Annotated in this window: 14 protein-coding genes; 5 read left to right on the top strand and 9 right to left on the bottom strand. The window is 31.9% G+C overall.

What is annotated here, in order from left to right; genetic code table 11:
• Positions 1-127 precede the first annotated feature (127 nt).
• The 7 genes from ACYSNV_RS10185 to ACYSNV_RS10215 form a co-directional block, all read right to left on the bottom strand.
• Positions 128-547, bottom strand: coding sequence for a nucleoside-diphosphate kinase (locus tag ACYSNV_RS10185; protein WP_461762462.1), 420 nt, complete (start codon positions 545-547; stop codon positions 128-130).
• A 91-nt stretch (positions 548-638) separates the two neighbouring features.
• Positions 639-1,835, bottom strand: a complete 1,197-nt coding sequence (gene pncB / locus ACYSNV_RS10190) for a nicotinate phosphoribosyltransferase (protein ID WP_461762463.1) — start codon at positions 1,833-1,835, stop codon at positions 639-641.
• A 116-nt stretch (positions 1,836-1,951) separates the two neighbouring features.
• Entirely contained in the window at positions 1,952-3,781 is a 1,830-nt protein-coding gene (locus ACYSNV_RS10195; protein WP_461762464.1) for an ABC transporter ATP-binding protein, read from the bottom strand.
• Positions 3,782-3,844: 63 nt separating this feature from the next.
• On the bottom strand, positions 3,845-5,572 hold the full coding sequence (locus tag ACYSNV_RS10200; protein ID WP_461762465.1) for a phospho-sugar mutase: 1,728 nt from the start codon (positions 5,570-5,572) through the stop codon (positions 3,845-3,847).
• A 13-nt stretch (positions 5,573-5,585) separates the two neighbouring features.
• On the bottom strand, positions 5,586-6,542 hold the full coding sequence (locus ACYSNV_RS10205) for a glycosyltransferase family 2 protein (protein WP_461762466.1): 957 nt from the start codon (positions 6,540-6,542) through the stop codon (positions 5,586-5,588).
• 36 nt (positions 6,543-6,578) lie between these two features.
• Positions 6,579-7,172 carry a DUF4199 domain-containing protein gene (locus ACYSNV_RS10210; RefSeq protein ID WP_461762467.1) on the bottom strand — a complete coding sequence of 198 codons (594 nt, stop codon included), beginning with the start codon at positions 7,170-7,172 and terminating at the stop codon, positions 6,579-6,581.
• Positions 7,173-7,401: 229 nt separating this feature from the next.
• The gene (locus ACYSNV_RS10215; protein WP_461762468.1) at positions 7,402-8,700 is read right to left on the bottom strand and encodes a S28 family serine protease; all 1,299 of its coding nucleotides are present in this window, start codon (positions 8,698-8,700) and stop codon (positions 7,402-7,404) included.
• Positions 8,701-10,056: 1,356 nt separating this feature from the next.
• Between ACYSNV_RS10215 and ACYSNV_RS10220 the strand changes: the two genes are divergently transcribed.
• Together ACYSNV_RS10220 and ACYSNV_RS10225 are read left to right on the top strand one after the other, a co-directional pair.
• The gene (locus ACYSNV_RS10220; protein WP_090407597.1) at positions 10,057-10,308 is read left to right on the top strand and encodes a type B 50S ribosomal protein L31; all 252 of its coding nucleotides are present in this window, start codon (positions 10,057-10,059) and stop codon (positions 10,306-10,308) included.
• Between the two features lie 118 nt (positions 10,309-10,426).
• Positions 10,427-11,629: a GlmU family protein gene (locus tag ACYSNV_RS10225; RefSeq protein ID WP_461762469.1), complete on the top strand. Its 1,203-nt coding sequence runs from the start codon at positions 10,427-10,429 to the stop codon at positions 11,627-11,629.
• Between the two features lie 84 nt (positions 11,630-11,713).
• On the opposite strand, the gene ACYSNV_RS10230 is transcribed toward ACYSNV_RS10225, so the two are convergent.
• Positions 11,714-13,585, bottom strand: coding sequence for a hypothetical protein (locus tag ACYSNV_RS10230; RefSeq protein WP_461762470.1), 1,872 nt, complete (start codon positions 13,583-13,585; stop codon positions 11,714-11,716).
• Positions 13,586-13,631: 46 nt separating this feature from the next.
• Entirely contained in the window at positions 13,632-14,075 is a 444-nt protein-coding gene (locus ACYSNV_RS10235) for a DUF4268 domain-containing protein (protein WP_461762471.1), read from the bottom strand.
• Between the two features lie 41 nt (positions 14,076-14,116).
• Between ACYSNV_RS10235 and ACYSNV_RS10240 the strand changes: the two genes are divergently transcribed.
• From ACYSNV_RS10240 to ACYSNV_RS10250, 3 genes are all read left to right on the top strand, one after another.
• Positions 14,117-14,764: an NUDIX hydrolase gene (locus tag ACYSNV_RS10240; RefSeq protein ID WP_461762472.1), complete on the top strand. Its 648-nt coding sequence runs from the start codon at positions 14,117-14,119 to the stop codon at positions 14,762-14,764.
• A gap of 139 nt (positions 14,765-14,903) precedes the next feature.
• A complete protein-coding gene (locus ACYSNV_RS10245) occupies positions 14,904-15,728 on the top strand; it encodes a lysophospholipid acyltransferase family protein (RefSeq protein WP_461762473.1) in 825 nt (274 codons plus the stop codon).
• Positions 15,729-15,979: 251 nt separating this feature from the next.
• Positions 15,980-18,352 (top strand): tetratricopeptide repeat protein, encoded by a 2,373-nt coding sequence (locus ACYSNV_RS10250; RefSeq protein ID WP_461762474.1) that lies wholly within the window; start codon positions 15,980-15,982, stop codon positions 18,350-18,352.
• Positions 18,353-18,760 lie beyond the last annotated feature (408 nt).

Below are 18,760 nucleotides of genomic sequence, written 5' to 3' on the forward strand. Positions count from 1 at the left end.
CTAAGTTGATTTAAAATAAGTTAAATACTTGTAAAACTTAACGATAAGATAATATGAAAAAGGATAACAAAAAAAGCCACTTGTCCAAAGGGCAAAGTGGCTTTTTTAGTATAGTATAAGAAAAATCTTAGAATTGCTCTCTTCCAGCAAAATGGAAAGCAGATTCAATAGCAGCATTTTGGTCACTATCTGATCCGTGAACAGCATTTTCTCCGATTGATTTAGCATATTTTTTACGGATTGTTCCCTCTGCAGCCTCTGCAGGGTTAGTTGCTCCGATTAAAGTTCTAAAGTCTTCAACAGCGTTATCTTTTTCTAAGATAGCAGCTACAATAGGTCCTCTTGACATGAATTCAACTAATTCTCCATAAAAAGGTCTTTCACTGTGTACTTCGTAGAATTTTTTTGCATCTGCAACTGTTAATTGCGTTAATTTTAGTGATACAATTTTAAATCCTGCTTCTGTAATCATGTTGATGATTCCACCGATATGTCCCGCCTGAACAGCGTCAGGTTTAATCATTGTAAAAGTTCTGTTCGTTGCCATTATTTTGAAATTTAATTTTTACAAAAGTAAACTTTTAAAACCTAATTTACATTATGAAAAGCATAAAAAAATAATACGCTATCTATGAAAATTACTTAGATAAAGGTATTGCTAATAATCTTTGGGCTAATTCTATCATTTCGGGTGTACCTGTGTGTTTTTTTGGCTCATCGGATAGTTTCACCACATCAGTCCAAGGACCTTTCTCTGGTAGGGCCTGAGACATTTTAATAACTATATTCATTGATGGTAAACCCACATCGTTGGTGAAATCTGTACCAATTCCAAAAGAAATTCCTATTTTGCCTTTGCAATATTCGGTAATAACTTCTACTTTTTCAGGATTCAAACCATCTGAGAATATGATTGTTTTAGACTTGGGATCAATATTGAGTTTTTGGTAATGCGCTATTGTCATTTTAGCAAAATCAATAGGATCTCCACTATCATGTCTTACACCATCGAATAGTTTAGCAAATTTTTTATCAAATTGTTCAAAGAATACTTTACTTGTATAGGTATCAGTTAGAGCAATACCAAGGTCACCTCGGTAGGTATCTACCCAATGCTCCAATCCGGTTGAGTTAGCCATTTTAAAGCCATATTTAGCTGCATGAAACATAAACCATTCATGTGCATGTGTGCCAATTGGTTTGGTATGATTTAACATAGCTAGATGAACATTACTAGTTCCAATAAAGGTAGTGGCACCATATTTTTTTAAGGTCTCCACTACTATTTTATGCACTTTATAAGAATAGCGTCTACGTGTGCCGAATTCTGCTACGGTAATTCCCAAAGACTTGTAGTTTTCTATTTTTGTTTTAGCTGATTCGATAATTTGTTTGTCAGTTTCCGGTTGCGCGTTGGTTAGTTTGTAATATAATTCACAAATAATGGACATTAAAGGTACTTCCCATAATATAGATCTATACCAATAGCCCTGGATATGAATTTGTAAATCCTCACCATGTTGGGTTATTTCAACCTCACTAGGGTCGTAACTATATCCTTCTAAAAAATCTAAGTAGGTTGGGTCTAAGTAAGGACAAGTTTTTAAAAGAAATTCTTTCTCTTGTTTGCTTAGCCTTAATTTAGCCATTAAATTTACTTGATGCTGTAATTCTTCGGCAAATCCTTTTGGATAGGAATGCTTGCCTCTGTTTATAAAGACATAGGAAGCCTTAGCATAAGGGAATTGCTTTATAACGGCATGTTGCATGGTAAATTTGTAGAAATCGTTATCTAAAATTGACGGTATAATCGGTTGCGAAATTTTCACACTCATACTATTTATAAAATTTAAGTGATCTTATGTTTTACTTGTTATGTGTTTTATCCTAAAATACAAAAAATCCAGAATACTTATAAAAAAAAGTAAATCTGGATTTGTCTTTTAATACTTTACTCTAAAGTTTGCAATGAAACTAGTTTAGAATATGTACCACTTTTATTAAGTAACTCTTCATGGGTTCCTTGTTCAATGATTTTACCTTTTTGCATCACTACAATTAAATCAGCTTTTTGGATAGTGGACAAACGATGGGCAATTACAATAGAGGTTCTGTTTTTCATCATATTCTCTAATGCATGTTGTACTAGTTTTTCACTTTCGGTGTCTAAGGCTGAGGTAGCCTCATCTAGTACCATAATAGGTGGATTTTTTAAAACAGCTCTTGCAATGGATAAACGTTGTTTTTGTCCACCAGATAATTTATTACCTGAATCTCCAATATTGGTATCTAAACCTAAGGGTAAATCTTTGACAAACTCGTAGGCATTAGCAACTTTCAAAGCTTCTATGATTTGTTGATCACTAGCTTGGGGATTTCCAAGCTTTAAGTTATTTTTAATGGTATCGTTAAATAAGATACTATCTTGTGATACAAGACCAATTAAATCTCTTAAATCTTTTAATTCAATGTCTCTTATATCTACCGAGTCAATAAGAATCTTACCATGATTTATATCCCAAAAGCGAGTAAGTAGATTTGAAATTGTACTTTTACCACTACCACTTTGCCCTACCAAAGCAATAGTTTTGCCTTTGGGTATAACAAGATTAAAATCAGTTAGTACAAATTCTTTTTCATATTTAAAGCTGATATTATCAAAGCATATTTCATTTTCGAAAGTATCTTTTTTAATAGGATTAACTTTAGAGATTATAGTGTTTTCTTGGTCTAATATCTCAAGAACTCTCTCCGCGGCTGCGTACCCTCGTTTAAGGCTGTAAGAGGCTTTACTCATTGCCTTTGCAGGAGTTAAGATATTGTAAGCCATCCCCACATAAGCAATAAAAGCTGCACCAGATAAACTTTGTTCACTCAGTACCATATGTCCTCCAAATACTAATAATACGGCAATTGTTACAATTCCTAAAAACTCACTAAGTGGTGAAGATAAGTTTTGTCTGTTTAAGATTGTATTATTCAGTTCATAGAAACTTTGTGTGGATTCTTGAAATTTTTCATTAAATATTTTCTCTGAATTAAAGCTCTTAATTACTCGTTGACCTGCTAAAGATTCCTCAATCAAGGATAAAAAATATCCTTGTTCTTCAGATGCTTTTTGAGAGCTTTTCTTTAATGTTTTACCTACCTTAGATATTATCACACCTGAAATAGGAATAAAAATAAATACAAATAAAGTTAGTTTTACACTTATACCAAACATAGCAATTATAGTGAAAACAATAGTCAGTGGTTCTCTTACTATGATTTCCAAAATAGATAAAAATGAATGTTGTATTTCCAAAACATCCGCTGTTATTCTAGAGATAACGTCTCCTTTTCTTTTTTCAGAAAAAAATGAAAGAGGTAATTCTAATGCCTTTTTATACATTGCATTACGCAAGTCTTTAAGAACACCATTACGTAAGAAGGTACTGAAATACATACCCCAATAATTAAATAAGTTTTTAAGCAAAAATAGAGATATAATTAACCCGGCCATAACCATAAGGGTGTTTTCCGCTCCATGCTTTTGGGTGTAAGTGGTAATAAAAAAAGACATATAGTCTTCTAAAAAACTTTTCATAGAAGAGATTCCTTCATACACCGGTTTCTCTAATATTGGTTTTGCTTCTCCAAACAAGACAGTCATCATTGGAATTAGTGCAACAAAAGATAGAGCACTGAACAATGCATAGAGAATATTAAAGAAAACATTTAGATAAGCGTAATTTTTATAAGGAAGCGCAAATCGAATAATTTTTTTAAAGTATATGTTCATATAAAAAGGTACTAATGTAGGTGTGAATTAATACAGACTAGAGTATTATCTAGTCTGTATGGATTAATTTAATTTCATTTCTTGGATTATATCCTTTATTTTTTGATCTAGATTTGCTTCTACCTCAGGAATTTGAGTAAGATCATCTAAACTTTCATTCACACTGAAATAGAATTTGATTTTAGGTTCAGTTCCACTTGGTCTAGCCGCAATTTTGGTACCATCCTCCAGGTAGTAAATAAGTACATTTGAAGTAGGAACGTGTATTGGTTCTATTTCTTGGGTAATTAGATTATGAGCTTGACCAGTTTTATAATCCTCTATACAAACTACCCTTAATCCAACTATTTCCGTTAAGGGGTTTGAGCGTAAATCCATCATTATTTGATTGATTTGTTGTGCTCCAGATATGCCTTTTTTAACCAAAGAAATCAAATGTTCTTTGTAGTATCTATGATCCATATAAAGATGCATTAGTTCTTGGTATAAACTACTACCAGCACTTTTAGCTAACGCAGCAATTTCACAAACAAGTAGGGCTGATCCAACTGCATCTTTATCCCTAACTTGATCCCCTATCATATAACCAAAGCTTTCTTCTCCTCCTCCGATAAATTTTTGATCCGGACAATCGTTTATAAACTTAGCAATCCATTTAAAACCTGTTAAGCCAACTTTACATTCAACATTATAGCTTTCAGCTAAATCAAGCATCATGGGTGTTGAAACAATAGTGGAACCAATAAATTCATTTCCTTTAAAGCCATGTCTGTTTTTATACTGCTCTAGTAAAAATGCAGTCATTATTACCATGGTCTGATTTCCATTTAAAAGAGTCATTTTCCCTTGTAAATTTCTAACAGCTATTCCAATTCGGTCCGAGTCTGGGTCGGTTCCAATTACTATATCTGCTCCGGTTTTATCGGCAAGCTCTAAGGCCATAGTCAGGGCCTCGGGTTCTTCCGGATTAGGAGATTTAACGGTCGGGAAATCTCCATCTGGGATTTGCTGTTCTTTGACAATATATAGATTTTTATACCCCGCCTTTTCAAGGGTCTGTGGGATTAGTTTAATAGAGGTACCGTGTAAAGAAGTAAAGACTATTTTTAAATTATCTTTAGCACTTTGTGGGATGTTAAAACTTGCGTTTTGAATTGTGGAATTAATAAAGGCTTGATCAAGTTGCTCTCCCACGTAAGTAATTAAGTTATCTTGGCCATTAAAATTAACCTGTTTGTAAGATAGGTTATTAATAATATCGATAACCGCCTTGTCATTGGGTGGAACAATCTGTCCACCATCTTGCCAATAAACTTTATAACCATTATATTCAGGAGGATTATGAGAAGCAGTTAACACAATTCCAGCCTGGCATTTATAATACCTAACAGCAAAGGAAAGCTCCGGTGTTGGACGCATATCCTCAAATAAATAAACATGTATGCCGTTAGCAGTAAACACATCTGCTACTACTTTTGCTAATTCTTTACTATTGTGTCTACAGTCGTAGTTAATAGCAACTTTTAAAGGTTGGTTTGGAAAACTTTCTTTTATATATTGCGCTAATCCTTGGGTGTTCTTACCTAGGGTATATTTGTTTATACGATTGGTCCCAATACCCATGATTCCACGCATACCTCCGGTACCAAATTCTAAGTTTTTATAAAAACTATCTTTTAATATAGCTGGATCCCCGCTAATTAATTCTTTTACTTGTTGTTGTGTTTGCGTATCAAATGGCTCTTGTAACCACTGATTTGCTATGTCTAAAATTTCTTGTTCAATTTGCATAATTAGTTTCTATTTAAAAGCCTTTGCTTTGCGCAATTTTATATCTTTTTATTTTTGATTTTGTTTTTAAAATAATTTCACCTAGAAAACCAGCTAAAAACAATTGAGTTCCGATTATCATTGTGGTTAGGGCTATATAAAACCAAGGGTCTCTAGTTATTAGAATACTTGGTAGACCATGATAGAGTTTGTAGAGTTTGGATATACCGAGAAAGCCTGCAGCAAGAAAACCGATAAAAAACATTAAAACACCTAAAGCACCAAAAAAGTGCATGGGTCTTTTTCCAAACCTACTCAAAAACCAAATAGTGATTAAATCTAAAAAGCCGTTTACAAATCTATTCATTCCGAATTTGGTTTGACCGTATTTTCTGGCTTGATGAGTAACTATTTTTTCAGTAATTAGATTATAACCTTCGTTTTTAACCAACACCGGTATATAGCGATGCATCTCGCCAAATACCTCAATACTTTTTACAACCTCTAATCGGTATGCTTTTAAACCACAATTAAAATCATTTAACTTCACGCCCGATGTTTTTCTAGCAGCCCAATTAAATAGTTTTGAGGGGATATTTTTTGCCCATAAAGAATCGTATCTTTTCTTTTTCCAGCCTGATACTAAATCGTAGCCATCTTTTTTTATTAATTGGTATAAATCGGGAATTTCATCGGGACTATCCTGTAGGTCCGCATCCATGGTTATTACCACTTCTCCACAAGCCTTTTTAAACCCTGCATGTAGTGCTTGGGATTTACCAAAGTTGCGCTTAAATCGAATAGCTTTTATACAAGGATCATTTGTGCATAATTCTTGTATAATATCCCATGAGCCATCGCTACTTCCATCGTCAATAAAAATAACCTCATAACTAAAGTTATTTTGGTGCATAACTCTTGTTATCCAAGTATATAATTCAGGGATTGATTCCACTTCATTTAATAGGGGTATGACAATAGATATATTCATGTGTCCAGGCTCAGATAAGATGTTTGTATTTAAGAATTACTTTTTATTGTTTGCCGGGTTTTCTTGTGGAGGATTTTGTGTTTGATCCCCTGGTTTGGCAACTGTTGTAAATTCCGATTTATTTCTAAATATTGCTGCTAGAAGAAAACCAAGAATACAGTACTTTAAAATACTACCTGCCCAAGAAAATATCTGGGTTTGGAATGTAAAAGGGTTGCTGTCTTTAGCTTGTGCAATTTTTTCTAACCTTTCGGGCTCAGGTAAACCTAGTGAATCTATTCTTTGTATGGCCATATTATATAAAGCATCTCGAAGGGGAAGCTGTGATTCGGGGTCAACAAAATTAAATAGAATATAGTATACCACCATATTGGTTGTAACTCCAATAAGAACAAATATTAAATATGGTGTAAAGGCTTCTTTAAAGGTAATATAACCTCCAATTGTTTTTTTAGCCATTAAAACGCAACCAATCGCAAGGGCGATTGTTACAAAAATATTTAAAAAACCTAAAGGTAAGTTGGTAAATAAATTTTTATCGGTAAAGAAAACTACACAGTCAAAAACTAAGTAGTATGCAGCAAGAATTAAACCAAATCTAATCCCTATTTTGTTAATCGGATTTCCCATTATTTGTAATGCGTAAACTTTAAAAAAACAAATATACTAAAATTACCTGTTACCTTAATTGTCAATTAATATTAAGTATAGTTTACAAAGAGATTAAAAATATTTTTAAAGCAGATTAATTTTGCGTAATGTAAAGAAGAATAATAGTGTATAAGATAGCATATTATAAAAAGACGTGCTTTTAACTAATTTAAAAGCACGTCTTGATTTTTTAATTTTGTTTTTTTATTTAATTTTTAAGCTCTTTTATAGGTTCTAGCCCTGTAAAGTTTTTAAAAGCCTCAAAAAATTCTTTTTGCATTGCTGGGTTCATATTGGCAACTCTAGCTTTATAGTGGTCAGCATTATCAACCATAAAAGATTTAGAATTTACTTTTTTACTAGGTGTTACTCGAGTAGCGCTCCAAGTATCAATGTCACCATAAACATATAGAATATCATTGGCATCGTTATCCAACCAATTTTGAACTTTAATAAGAAGGGAATCGTCAAAACTCTCGGTTGAAGTTCCTTCTGGCATATAAATAGCAGAAGGGTTTTCGCTAAAACTAACATATTTTTTAAACGGAGTTATATCGTAACCATAATATCCCATTTGAGTACCAGCTTGGTAATAATGGGAAGCGAACTTTTTAATTGTTGCATCACTAAAAAAGTCAATGTTGCTTATTTTTAATAGGTTTTGTGTTAAAGCATCAACATCTTTCGTGTTTGGTAATTCATCACAATTGTTGCCCCCTTGCCAAAAAGCAAAATCATATTCTAATACAGCTAAGTCAAAGGCTTTATCTAATGAGCCAATGTAATTAAATTGAAGTTTAGCTCCTTTTGCATACCAAAAAAGCTTTTCTAGAATTTGTTTTTTGTTTTGAAAAAGAGCTGTTTGTACTTTTTGAATTTGTGTACGACAGGCCTTTGTTCCTACTTGATCTAAAAATTCATAAATTCTAGGATCTTGTAATGATTTATTAAATGGAGCTACATAAGGAACAGCTACATCTACATCATCTGGGTAGAAATACTTATAAAATATAGTGGTTTGTCCACCTTTACTAATTCCAGTAGAAATCCACTTACCTTTATATAGTTCTTTAAAGAGTTGATTTACTTGATGTAAATCCCCTGTAGCTTGTTCTAAGGTTAAGTATTGATAAGGTGTATCGTTTGGCGTGGAATCTCCAAAGAAACGATGCTCTACACTTAGGTAGTTTGTATCAAAATATTTTGGTAATTCGGTTTGACCATGGGATAAAGTATATCCGTTTGTTTCCATAACTGTTGGACGGTCAAAACCTCGGTGTATATAGTAAACACTTTGGTCAAAGTAACCTTTAGATTCGTCGTTATGATCAATAGGTTGTCTAACTTTTAATTGATAACGTAGCATAGAGTCATCGGGACTGTCTAATAATGTAAAGGTTACGTTTTTTAAATTATAAAGCGCTTTCTCTACTTGTTTTTGGTCAGGATGGGCTAGAACAAGTACCGAGAAAAGTAAAAATAAAAAGGTTGTAATACTTTTTTTCATTGGTTTGTTTTTGTTAAGGTTAGGTTATTGAGTAATATAATAACTAGCTAATTACAATGGCTAGAAAATTTATAGGGGGTAAATATGGTGAAAGTTTTAAAGCTATCAAAGCACTTTTTGAACAAAAACAACCTATTTGCTATAGGTTGATAGTATTTGTTTTTTTTCTTTTGATTTTAATTTAGTGTAGTTTTCTCACAAATTTCCTAACTATTTTTTCAGTTGTTATTTTTTAAATAGGCTATAAAATAAACTGCTTTAATAGGAGATATTAAATTAAAAAAAAAGGATTAGTGTTTTGAATTATAGTTTTTTATGCTGCTTTTTTTATTATAATTTTATCAAATAGATCTACTTGTTATCAACAAATCTGCTATTGCAACTTATATGGATGGCTAGGTAAGTAGATAGCAGCATGGGGATGAAAAGTAAATTTTATTTTCAAAAACGGACTTTATTTAATTACAATAGTGTGATAATAGGTTATTGTCAAGTTAGATTGAGTTTGCATTTATGTTTTGGATAAATAACATAATGGATCTAAAGCTTATAAGAGATTTTAAAAACATGAAAATTTGCTTTATTAGTAGGGCAACGCCTAGAGCTTTTTTTATCTAACAATTACCCAAATGTTTTTAAAGTCCTATATTCATACTTGGTATTTGCAGTATTTTGTTATATAATTTAAAAAAGGATAGGGGGGAGGATTTTAAGAAAGTTCGTGTTTTGTTATTAAGATTGTAAGGGGGATTTGAATTATTCTCTATTTTGTTTGATTTGGGGCCAGCCAGATCTTATAGTTGGTTTGTATAAAACCAAATGATCGATCAAAATAGTTTTCAAATAAATAAAAAAATTACGCTTTGAAATACTTTACAAGGTAGTTAATAAAGGGGTATATTGACCTTTAATATTTAATCTATACTTATGCTAATTTTAAAACCTTAAAATCAATTAAGGATTTATTTTAAGTAAAATACATTTATTTGTCTACTGTTGTCTGATGAATTTTTTAGTAAAATCATGAAAAAGATTGAATTGTAGGCAAGCAAGTAAAATATAAATTATGTCTTTTTTGACTCTTATGTTTTGAAATATGATTGATATATGTTTACAATATATTAATTATCAGTTTGTTGTAAAAGCATGGTGCTTGTTTTTAAGTTTTACTGAGCAATAGTGAAAAAAAAACAATTAAAAGTAATATTGTTGTTTGTTATTAAAATTTAAATTGTAAATTTGCCCTTCGAAAAGTAAAAAATAATTTAACAAAAAGCTAGTGGAAGTTTACACCTTTCTTGGAACATAGGAAGCTTCGGGATGGAAAATAGCTCTTTAATTAAAAACAGATTTATCATGAAAAAAGGTATTCACCCAGAAAATTACAGATTAGTAGCGTTTAAAGATATGTCAAATGAAGACGTATTCATCACAAAATCAACAGTAGATACAAAAGAAACTATCGAAGTTGACGGTGTAGAATACCCAGTGTTTAAAATGGAGATTTCTCGTACATCTCACCCATTCTATACTGGTAAATCTAAACTTATCGATACAGCAGGACGTATTGATAAATTCAAAACTAAATATGCTAAATTCAAAAAATAATTTGAATTTATTTGATAATACACAAGAGCTTCTATTATTTAGGAGCTCTTTTTTTTTGTGCTTTTTCTAATTTTAGAGCTTAATTGGTTAACTTTGAATCAAAGAAAAAAACATCCATATGAATTATATTTTATTTGACGGTGATGTAAGAGACAATCTTTTGCCTTTCACCTACACACGTCCCGTAGCAGATATCCGTGTTGGAATATTGACTATCCGTGAAAAATGGGAGAAGTATCTTGGGTATACTACCACTACTTTGACCCAAGATTACCTTTCGGATAAGTTTCCTATGGTTGAAATGCAACACAATGTTATGATCAATGCAGCTTATTTGCCCACGCTAGAACTAGTAGAGCAGGTTAAGTCTTTGCAAAAAGATCAAGCAATCATCCACAATCAAGATATTATTGCTTTTTATACCTTAGAGGATCAAGATCAAGTGGATTTTGATACTTATAAAATTATGGCACATAAGGGGGATTTGGTGAAAATTCAAAATACATGGGATATTTTTCAGCAAAATGATTATGCAATCCGCCAGGATTTTACTTTGTTAACCCAGGGTGAAGTTTCTCAAGCTATTCCGGAATCTGTACACGTGATAGGCAAAGAAAACATATTTATTGAACAAGGAGCTCAATTAGATTTTGTGAGTTTAAATGCAAGTAGTGGGCCTATTTATATTGGAAAAGATACCACTATTATGGAGGGAGCTTTAATCAGAGGGCCTTTTGCCCTTTGTCAAGGAGCCCAAGTAAAGATGGGAGCGAAAATATATGGCGCTACTACTATTGGACCAGAGTCCCGTGTAGGAGGGGAGATTAGTAATAGTGTAATATTTGGATACAGTAATAAAGGACATGATGGATTTTTAGGTAATGCTGTTTTGGGAGAATGGTGTAATATCGGAGCAGACTCGAATAATTCTAATTTGAAAAATAATTATGCACCTGTTAAATTGTGGAATATGGGGTTAAAAAAGTACGAATCTACAGGTTTGCAATTTTGTGGATTAATAATGGGAGATCATAGTAAGTGTGGTATTAATACCATGTTCAATACTGGTAGTATGGTTGGAATTGGATGTAGTATTTTTGGTGGTGGTTTTCCAAGTACTTTCATTAATAACTTCACATGGGGCGGTGTAGATTCAAGTGAAGTGTATGATTTACAAAAGGCTCTTGTAACCATGGAGATTGTTATGAAACGTAGAAACTTAGAGCTAACCCAGGAAGACAAACAGATTTTGAAGTACGTTTGGGAAAGTACAAATTTAGAACGATATGAGTTATCAATGCGTAAGGGTGAATTAGAATAACAAAGCGTGTGAAACCTACCTTATTAGATAAAAAAATATAAGCCTGGTAATAGAACTATTACCAGGCTTATATTTTTTTATAGGTTAATAATAAGGAATAGTTTGTGGTCTATCGTAATTAAAGTTAGGTAAGCTCATATCATATTTTCTTCCATTGGCATAGAAAACAGCTTGCTGTGAATCTGGCATTGTAGGATAATAGACTAAAGAAATTGCGATACTACTAAATACTAGATAATCATTGTTTGCCACAATCCCTATACTTAATCTGGAATATAGTTTAGTATCTAAAAATGCTTGTTTTTCATACCCTAAAAATGCGCCTTCTACATTTACATATGGGCTTATGTGGAATCCTTTCCAATTGTAAGGCGCGTAGGCTTGAAATTGATAGGATAAAGCTATTCTCCTTGTACCTCTTAATTTCCAGGCGCGAATACCAGCAATGACAGGTTCTAAATTTAATTCATCTCCCATGTGCTTGTATCTGTGATAACCTAATACTATTTGCGGATTTATAAAGTGTCGGAATTTCCATTTACCTGCATATAGCAATTTTGTGAAATAAGTCATATCCCACCGTATTGCTCCTTGTTCGCTTTTACTACCTACAAAATAACTACCCCATTCCAAATTGGAGGAAAAATACCCCAGATTTGTGTATTTTCCCATGGCTAGCTTTGCCCCAAAGTAACTCCGTGTCTTATTATATTGATTATTAAATCCACCTGTAATTGAAAAAACTTTACCAATTTGAACGTCTTCAATTTTATCATGAGTGAAAATATAGTGGTCTTGTACGTAGTTTATCGAGCTGATACTTAACGAAGCAAGATAAGATTTGGAATTGGAATAATACGATATAGTGTCATAAATGGCCTGAGGTCTTTCCACGTAGTCTCTTTGTATGTATCTAAGAGAAGCTCGTAAATTTGTGATAACCTCACGTTCTTTAAAGTTCTTGGTCAAAGCAATAGAATACCCTGCCCAAAAGTCGTAGTTGTTGTATTTAACAGGTTGCAAACTATAGGTGTTATCTGGTGATACTAAAGAATCTCTACGAAATCGTTGAGTTAAGTTAACACCAGCCCCCCATTTTGCATATGGTGAGTAAAATGGGCGGTCTATTAATGCATACTTTTGATAATTTCCCCAAACATCTGAATCATATAAAATATTAGCTCGTATGAATGTTTTTTGAATATTATTGACATAGTAATTGAAATAATAACCTTGTTTGTCTTGATCAATACGTCTGCGATACTGTACACTAAATTCATGCCCTAATCCAGCAAAATTACGATCAGTTAAACGAATACGCATCGAGCTAGTGGATAGGGATCCATTAGGGTATATGGTCCAGTAATCCAATTCTCTAACCACAACATCTACCGAGTCTACCGAGTTTGTGGCTATTGGGTAAATCAGTACACGTCTAACATACCTTTGAGAACGTAGTAAACGTTCACTCTCTTTGATCATCAGCGAGTCGAATTTATCACCGGGTTCGAAAAGTAAAAAATTACGTATTGTAAATTTTTTAGTTTTTAAATGCATTCGGTTACCAAACTTTTCTGTCTTGTTAGTGGGGACTTTTAAAGTATCGGTTTCAGAGAAACCAAATGGATCTAATGTGGTAATGTCAACATTTCGAATAATCTTACCTTGTCCAATTTCTAAGTTTCTATCAAAGTGAATAACCGGTGCGTTATTTTTTGATTTATTGACATCTTTTACCACCAATTGATTAAACAAGTTGCCCAGAAAAGTTTTTGATTGTTTTGAATCTTTGGTATTGCTAAAGTTTTCTATAGTACTTTTACTTGTAGAAGGGGCGGATAGAAAAACCGGATTATACCCCGGGATACTATCACACTGCATTGTCTGATTTGGTTGTTGTCCCCAGAATAGCGTACTGGACAAAAAGGTTAAAATCAGGATTAAAATGCGATACATGTACAAATATTTTTAAGTAACTATAATTAGTTACCAGTTTTTAAATTTAAGTATTTATTTCCAAGTCTTTGATATAGTCTTCATATTCATAAAAAAATATTTCAAATTGAGTCATGTGCTCATTGAAAAAATCAAAAATTGTAGGCCAAGAGTTTCTATTATTTATGGAAATTCCTGTAATTTCTACCCAAATACGAGAGACTTGTTTGCCATTTTCTAGATAGAAGAACTCTTCAAAGACAGCTTGTGGTAAATGTTCTTGTATTAAAATATTTTTTAAAGATTCTATTTTTTGAAAGTAAATCTTTCTTTTATCTGGATCTTTATGTTCGATATCCAGCAGCACTTGTGCTTTTTTATTATCACAATAGAATTTAAAAGCGAAGTCTTTTATTTTCGTTTTATGAAGCAACCATTTCCTGGGGTAGGTCTGTGCAAATTCAATCCAAAATTCTTTTTTTATTCTTTGTGCTTCTTCTTTACTAAACATAAAAGTTGTATTTTTATTAGAGTATTCTTTTTTACAAACTTATGACATTTGATTCTTTTATACATAAAATACCAGAAATTAAAAGGCTAACTCCTGCAGGTTTGTCCGCGCAGGCTTTAATGGTACCAAAACAACGAGAGAGTTTTTTACATATTAATTCTACTTTAGAGAGTAATGCTCGTCAATCGGCTGTAATGATGCTTTTGTATCCTAAGGGTTCGGATTTATCCGTTTTATTAATTCAAAGAGCGATTTGTGGTGGTGTTCACTCCGGACAAATAGGTTTTCCCGGAGGAGCTTACGATAAAACTGATTTAGATTTAAAGCATACCGCGCTTCGTGAAACCTTTGAAGAGGTTGGTATTGAGTCTAGGCAAATAAGTTGTTTAAAAGAATTTACTAAAGTTTATGTCCCTCCTAGTAACTTTGTAGTTCAACCATTTTTAGGAGTTTTAAGTGAGAGTCCAATATTTAATTGTAATCCTAGCGAGGTTGCCGGTATTATTGAGCTTCCAGTTAAAGCGCTTTTGTCGGATCAAATCGTTCAGCAAGTATCCATGAAAACTAGTTATGCGGATTTTATACAAGTGCCAGCTTTTGTTTATCAAAAATATATTATTTGGGGTGCTACTGCAATGATGCTTAGTGAACTTAGAGAGGCGATAAAGCATTTATACAACAGGCGATAAATTTTCACTCATTCTGTAATTGTATTATCATTTATTATATTTCAAATATGGTAGGTGTTTTGGTAAAATTTAATTTATTTGAATACAAAATTCTTTAAAAGTAGTAAATTTGCTGAAGTTTCTAATTTGAGCTTTTACTATGGGATTATTTAAAAGGAATCCATTTGGTCACTTACTTTTTTTAAAAAGATGGATTATTCGTGTTTTCGGTTTTGCAACACATCAACGTTTTAGAGGATTTAATGATTTGCGAATAGAAGGCTCACAAATATTACGTGACCTACCGGATAATAACGTACTTTTTATTTCTAATCATCAAACTTATTTTGCTGATGTAGTGGCCATGTTTCATGTATTTAATGCTAGTTTGAAAGGTCGAAGTGATAGTATAAAAAACATTTTCTATATCTGGAATCCCAAATTAAATATTTACTATGTAGCTGCAAAAGAGACAATGCAATCCGGAATTTTACCTCGTATTTTATCTTACGTGGGTGCCATTACAGTGGACAGAACTTGGAGAAGTAAAGGCCAAGAATTAAAAGAAAAGAAAAAAGTAGATATTGCCCAGGTTGAGAATATTAAAATTGCCTTACAAGATGGCTGGGTTATAACCTTTCCTCAAGGTACCACAAAGAGCTTTAAACCTATTCGAAAAGGTACTGCGCATATTATAAAAAATTACAAACCCATTGTTGTTCCTATAGTTATAGATGGGTTTCGACGTTCTTTTGACAAGAAAGGATTGCATTTAAAAAAGAAGGGAATCTTACAATCTATTGTGATTAAAGAGCCTTTAAGTATTGATTATCAAAATGATACTGTTGAGCAGATTGTGGAGAAAATTGAAATAGCAATCGAACAACATCCTTCTTTTTTAAAAGTAATACCCCAGGAGTTTTTAGATGAGCAAAAAGAGTTGAATAAACAAAGAATTTATGATTATAAGGAAAATAAGAATTAATTGTAGATAACTAATTTTTCTTCTTGTTTTGTTCTATAACTCAAATTATTTTTTTATTTATGTAAGTAGAATAATTTGTTTGTTTTTTAATTCTATATTAGATTAGCTACCTGATAGATAATAAGGCTATTTTGAAAACTTGTAAATGGCCAACAAACTAACATTACTTCAGGGGTTAGGTAAGATACCTTAAATCTGGATTTTTCTACTTGAGTATCTATCACATAAAGCTAATAAGTATTATAATAAAAATGAGTTATAAACAAGAGCGTTTAAACAAGATTAAAGAACTTTACGATAAGCTAAATTTTGTATCCCCAAACTTGGATCTATCTTCGGATAAAAAAGAAGAAATTTACTTAGATAATAAGCAGTTATCTGAGCATATTTGGACGCTAATTCAAGATATATTAGAACAAGACCCTTATAATAGTGAAGCTTTATTTTGGAAAATTAAAATACACGAGGGGCCTTATTTCAATGATGTATCGGTTATGATACAAACCAGTGAATTTATTATTGAGAACTTAAAAAGTGATCTAGAATCCATTTTTACTGCCTATCATTGGTTGGCTTGGTGTTATGATCATCATTTACAGCTTACCAATAAAAGTATAGAAATTCTCCACGATCTGATTATAGAAATATCATTGATTAAAGATGATATATCTTTGCAAGATAAGAGCTTCGGTGAGGCTTATTATTTACTAGCCCTGTTGTATTGTCAATCAAAGGACTATCAAACTGCAGCTGAATATTACAGATTGTCTACCGAGCATTATCCCGATCATTATAAAGCTAATTACAATGGAGCCTTACTGTTTTTAAATAATCAACAATGGGACCAAGCATTACAATGCCTGCAAAGGTTTTGTACTTATTTTCACACGAAAGAAAAAATTGATTTAGCACAGGAGATTAATCAAAATATAGCCAAGATACCTCCGAGTATTTATTGGGATTTTATCTTACTACAATATCAGATTGAGTTAGAATTTTTTGAGGATTTTCAGGCTAAAAACCGAAAGGAAATTTCGCTAAATTATCAAGAAAAAGCGCAATTAGAATTAACTCAAAATCCTAATAATTTAGCTGCATTACAAATGCGAATTACTCACTTTTTATATGTGGAGAAAAATTCGAAAGTACTGTTTGATTTACTGGATGAGTATTTTGCTATAACCGGAAAGATAAGCAATAGTTATTATAGTGATTATTTTCACCTATCACAAGTGTTAGAAAAGCCAATTAGAGCCTTGGAATTTGATTTAGATGGTTTTTCGGGATATAACCTAATGACCAAATTTTTAGAAAAAGCGGATTCTTATAGAGCAGAAGATTCCAATTTAAAGGCTTTAGTTTATTATGAAAAATCACAAGAAATTGGCTTACATACTTTAGAATTATTTAAAAAATATCAAGATTTTGCAACAGGAGATAAAATAAATAATAATAAGCATAATTTTGCCATGTTGTGTAATAATTTAAGTATAGCGGTAAGAAATATAGCTATTTTAAATAAGGAGCAAGATTATACAAAACTTATTTATTCTCTTTGTATTTCCTTAAATAAAAAAGGATTTGAGTTTTCACCTTTTTGGGAAAATCTAGATAGTGGTTTGCGTTTAAGTAGATTGGTGTCTGATTTTCAAAATAGCCATTATTTTGCTTGCGAGTTATTAAAATATTACGACTCTTATACCGTATCATGGATGGAGGTTCAGGCTTTAATATTAAAGAATTATATAGACCAAGATCATTTTCAAGAAGCTACCAGGTTTTATGAAGAATTTCATAAAGATTTTTTATCGCAAGGTATTTTGGATCAAGATGTTTTGGCCGAAATGGTATATATAGCAGCTGATTATTTTACTTACTTACGTTTTAATAAACAACAATATGATCTTGCCATTACCTACACCCAAGAGTTCTTTGCGCACCCCATTTATTTTGATAATATAGAAAGTATAGCAAAGATTAATTACTGGTTTTCATTGGCCTGGTGTTATCATGCTTTAGAGGATCAGGTGCAGGGCCTAAAATATTTTTCGTTAATCATGGATAATTATAAAGATAATCCAGATTATCAATTAACCATTCAAGAGATACCATTAGAATATAGCCTTCCTGTTGAGCAGCGTCAAGGGATAAACCGTTTGCGAAATTGGGTGAAACTCCCGATAAAAGAATCATTAAAGAACTTTGATATTACAGATAATCAAATCGATCATGTTTCGTATTTAGAACACATCGTTAAATTAATTACCCGAGATCTGCAAAGTAGTGTAAAATCTTGGATAGATAGCGAGGTGCATATCGAGGTTGTGCCTAGACATATTCGTCAAAGCGTTAATATATTGTGTTTTGATACTTACATAGATATTTATTTGGCAAGTAGGAATATTACTCTTCGATTTATACTAACAGAAACCCAACAAGAAAGGAAAACTTTATTTGGATTGATTCGTTCTTTAGTATGGCAAAAGAACTTTACGGCTTATGTTTACTATTACCAGGATTCGGATCAGAATGATTCCTCTGGATTTGAACGTTTTGAAGATTCTTCCCTGGAAATTCAAGAGTTATTACAAGGTTATTGGAACCAGTGGTTATCTAAATTATAGTGTGTTAAACTTTTTTTAATTTTAACATGTTTTTATTATTGTTTAAGCTAGATTGTTTTGATGGTATTAATCTTTTTATTTTTCATATAAGTTTGTTTATTGTTTAAATAATTGTTGTTTTATCTAGATTATTTTCTTCTTGAAAACTGAAATAAGTGTGACTTTCCCCTTACAAATGTGACTTTTTACTTTTTTACTGTCTAAACTATAGAAGCCAAGGATAAAAAAGATGCTTTTTTATATTTTTTATAAAGTGGTTTAAACTTTTTCTTTCCATAGAATAGGGTTTGATACTAGAATTAGAACGTATAGAATAGTGTTATACTTTTTTTATGAAAAACGCCGCTTTTTTAAGCTATACAGTCTTTTAATTATTTTTTAATTGTTAATTAGGCAGAAAATAAACTT

It is taken from the genome of Myroides sp. LJL119 (assembly GCF_054871605.1).

Excerpts from the sequence above, each read along its gene's own strand:
- ACYSNV_RS10205 (WP_461762466.1), bottom strand. The coding sequence starts at position 6,542 with ATGAATATATCTATTGTCATACCCCTATTAAATGAAGTGGAATCAATC.
- ACYSNV_RS10215 (WP_461762468.1), bottom strand. The coding sequence starts at position 8,700 with ATGAAAAAAAGTATTACAACCTTTTTATTTTTACTTTTCTCGGTACTT.
- ACYSNV_RS10220 (WP_090407597.1), top strand. The coding sequence starts at position 10,057 with ATGAAAAAAGGTATTCACCCAGAAAATTACAGATTAGTAGCGTTTAAA.
- ACYSNV_RS10240 (WP_461762472.1), top strand. The coding sequence starts at position 14,117 with ATGACATTTGATTCTTTTATACATAAAATACCAGAAATTAAAAGGCTA.
- pncB (WP_461762463.1), bottom strand. The coding sequence starts at position 1,835 with ATGAGTGTGAAAATTTCGCAACCGATTATACCGTCAATTTTAGATAAC.
- ACYSNV_RS10195 (WP_461762464.1), bottom strand. The coding sequence starts at position 3,781 with ATGAACATATACTTTAAAAAAATTATTCGATTTGCGCTTCCTTATAAA.
- ACYSNV_RS10245 (WP_461762473.1), top strand. The coding sequence starts at position 14,904 with ATGGGATTATTTAAAAGGAATCCATTTGGTCACTTACTTTTTTTAAAA.
- ACYSNV_RS10225 (WP_461762469.1), top strand. The coding sequence starts at position 10,427 with ATGAATTATATTTTATTTGACGGTGATGTAAGAGACAATCTTTTGCCT.
- ACYSNV_RS10250 (WP_461762474.1), top strand. The coding sequence starts at position 15,980 with ATGAGTTATAAACAAGAGCGTTTAAACAAGATTAAAGAACTTTACGAT.
- ACYSNV_RS10185 (WP_461762462.1), bottom strand. The coding sequence starts at position 547 with ATGGCAACGAACAGAACTTTTACAATGATTAAACCTGACGCTGTTCAG.
- ACYSNV_RS10200 (WP_461762465.1), bottom strand. The coding sequence starts at position 5,572 with ATGCAAATTGAACAAGAAATTTTAGACATAGCAAATCAGTGGTTACAA.
- ACYSNV_RS10235 (WP_461762471.1), bottom strand. The coding sequence starts at position 14,075 with ATGTTTAGTAAAGAAGAAGCACAAAGAATAAAAAAAGAATTTTGGATT.
- ACYSNV_RS10210 (WP_461762467.1), bottom strand. The coding sequence starts at position 7,172 with ATGGGAAATCCGATTAACAAAATAGGGATTAGATTTGGTTTAATTCTT.
- ACYSNV_RS10230 (WP_461762470.1), bottom strand. The coding sequence starts at position 13,585 with ATGTATCGCATTTTAATCCTGATTTTAACCTTTTTGTCCAGTACGCTA.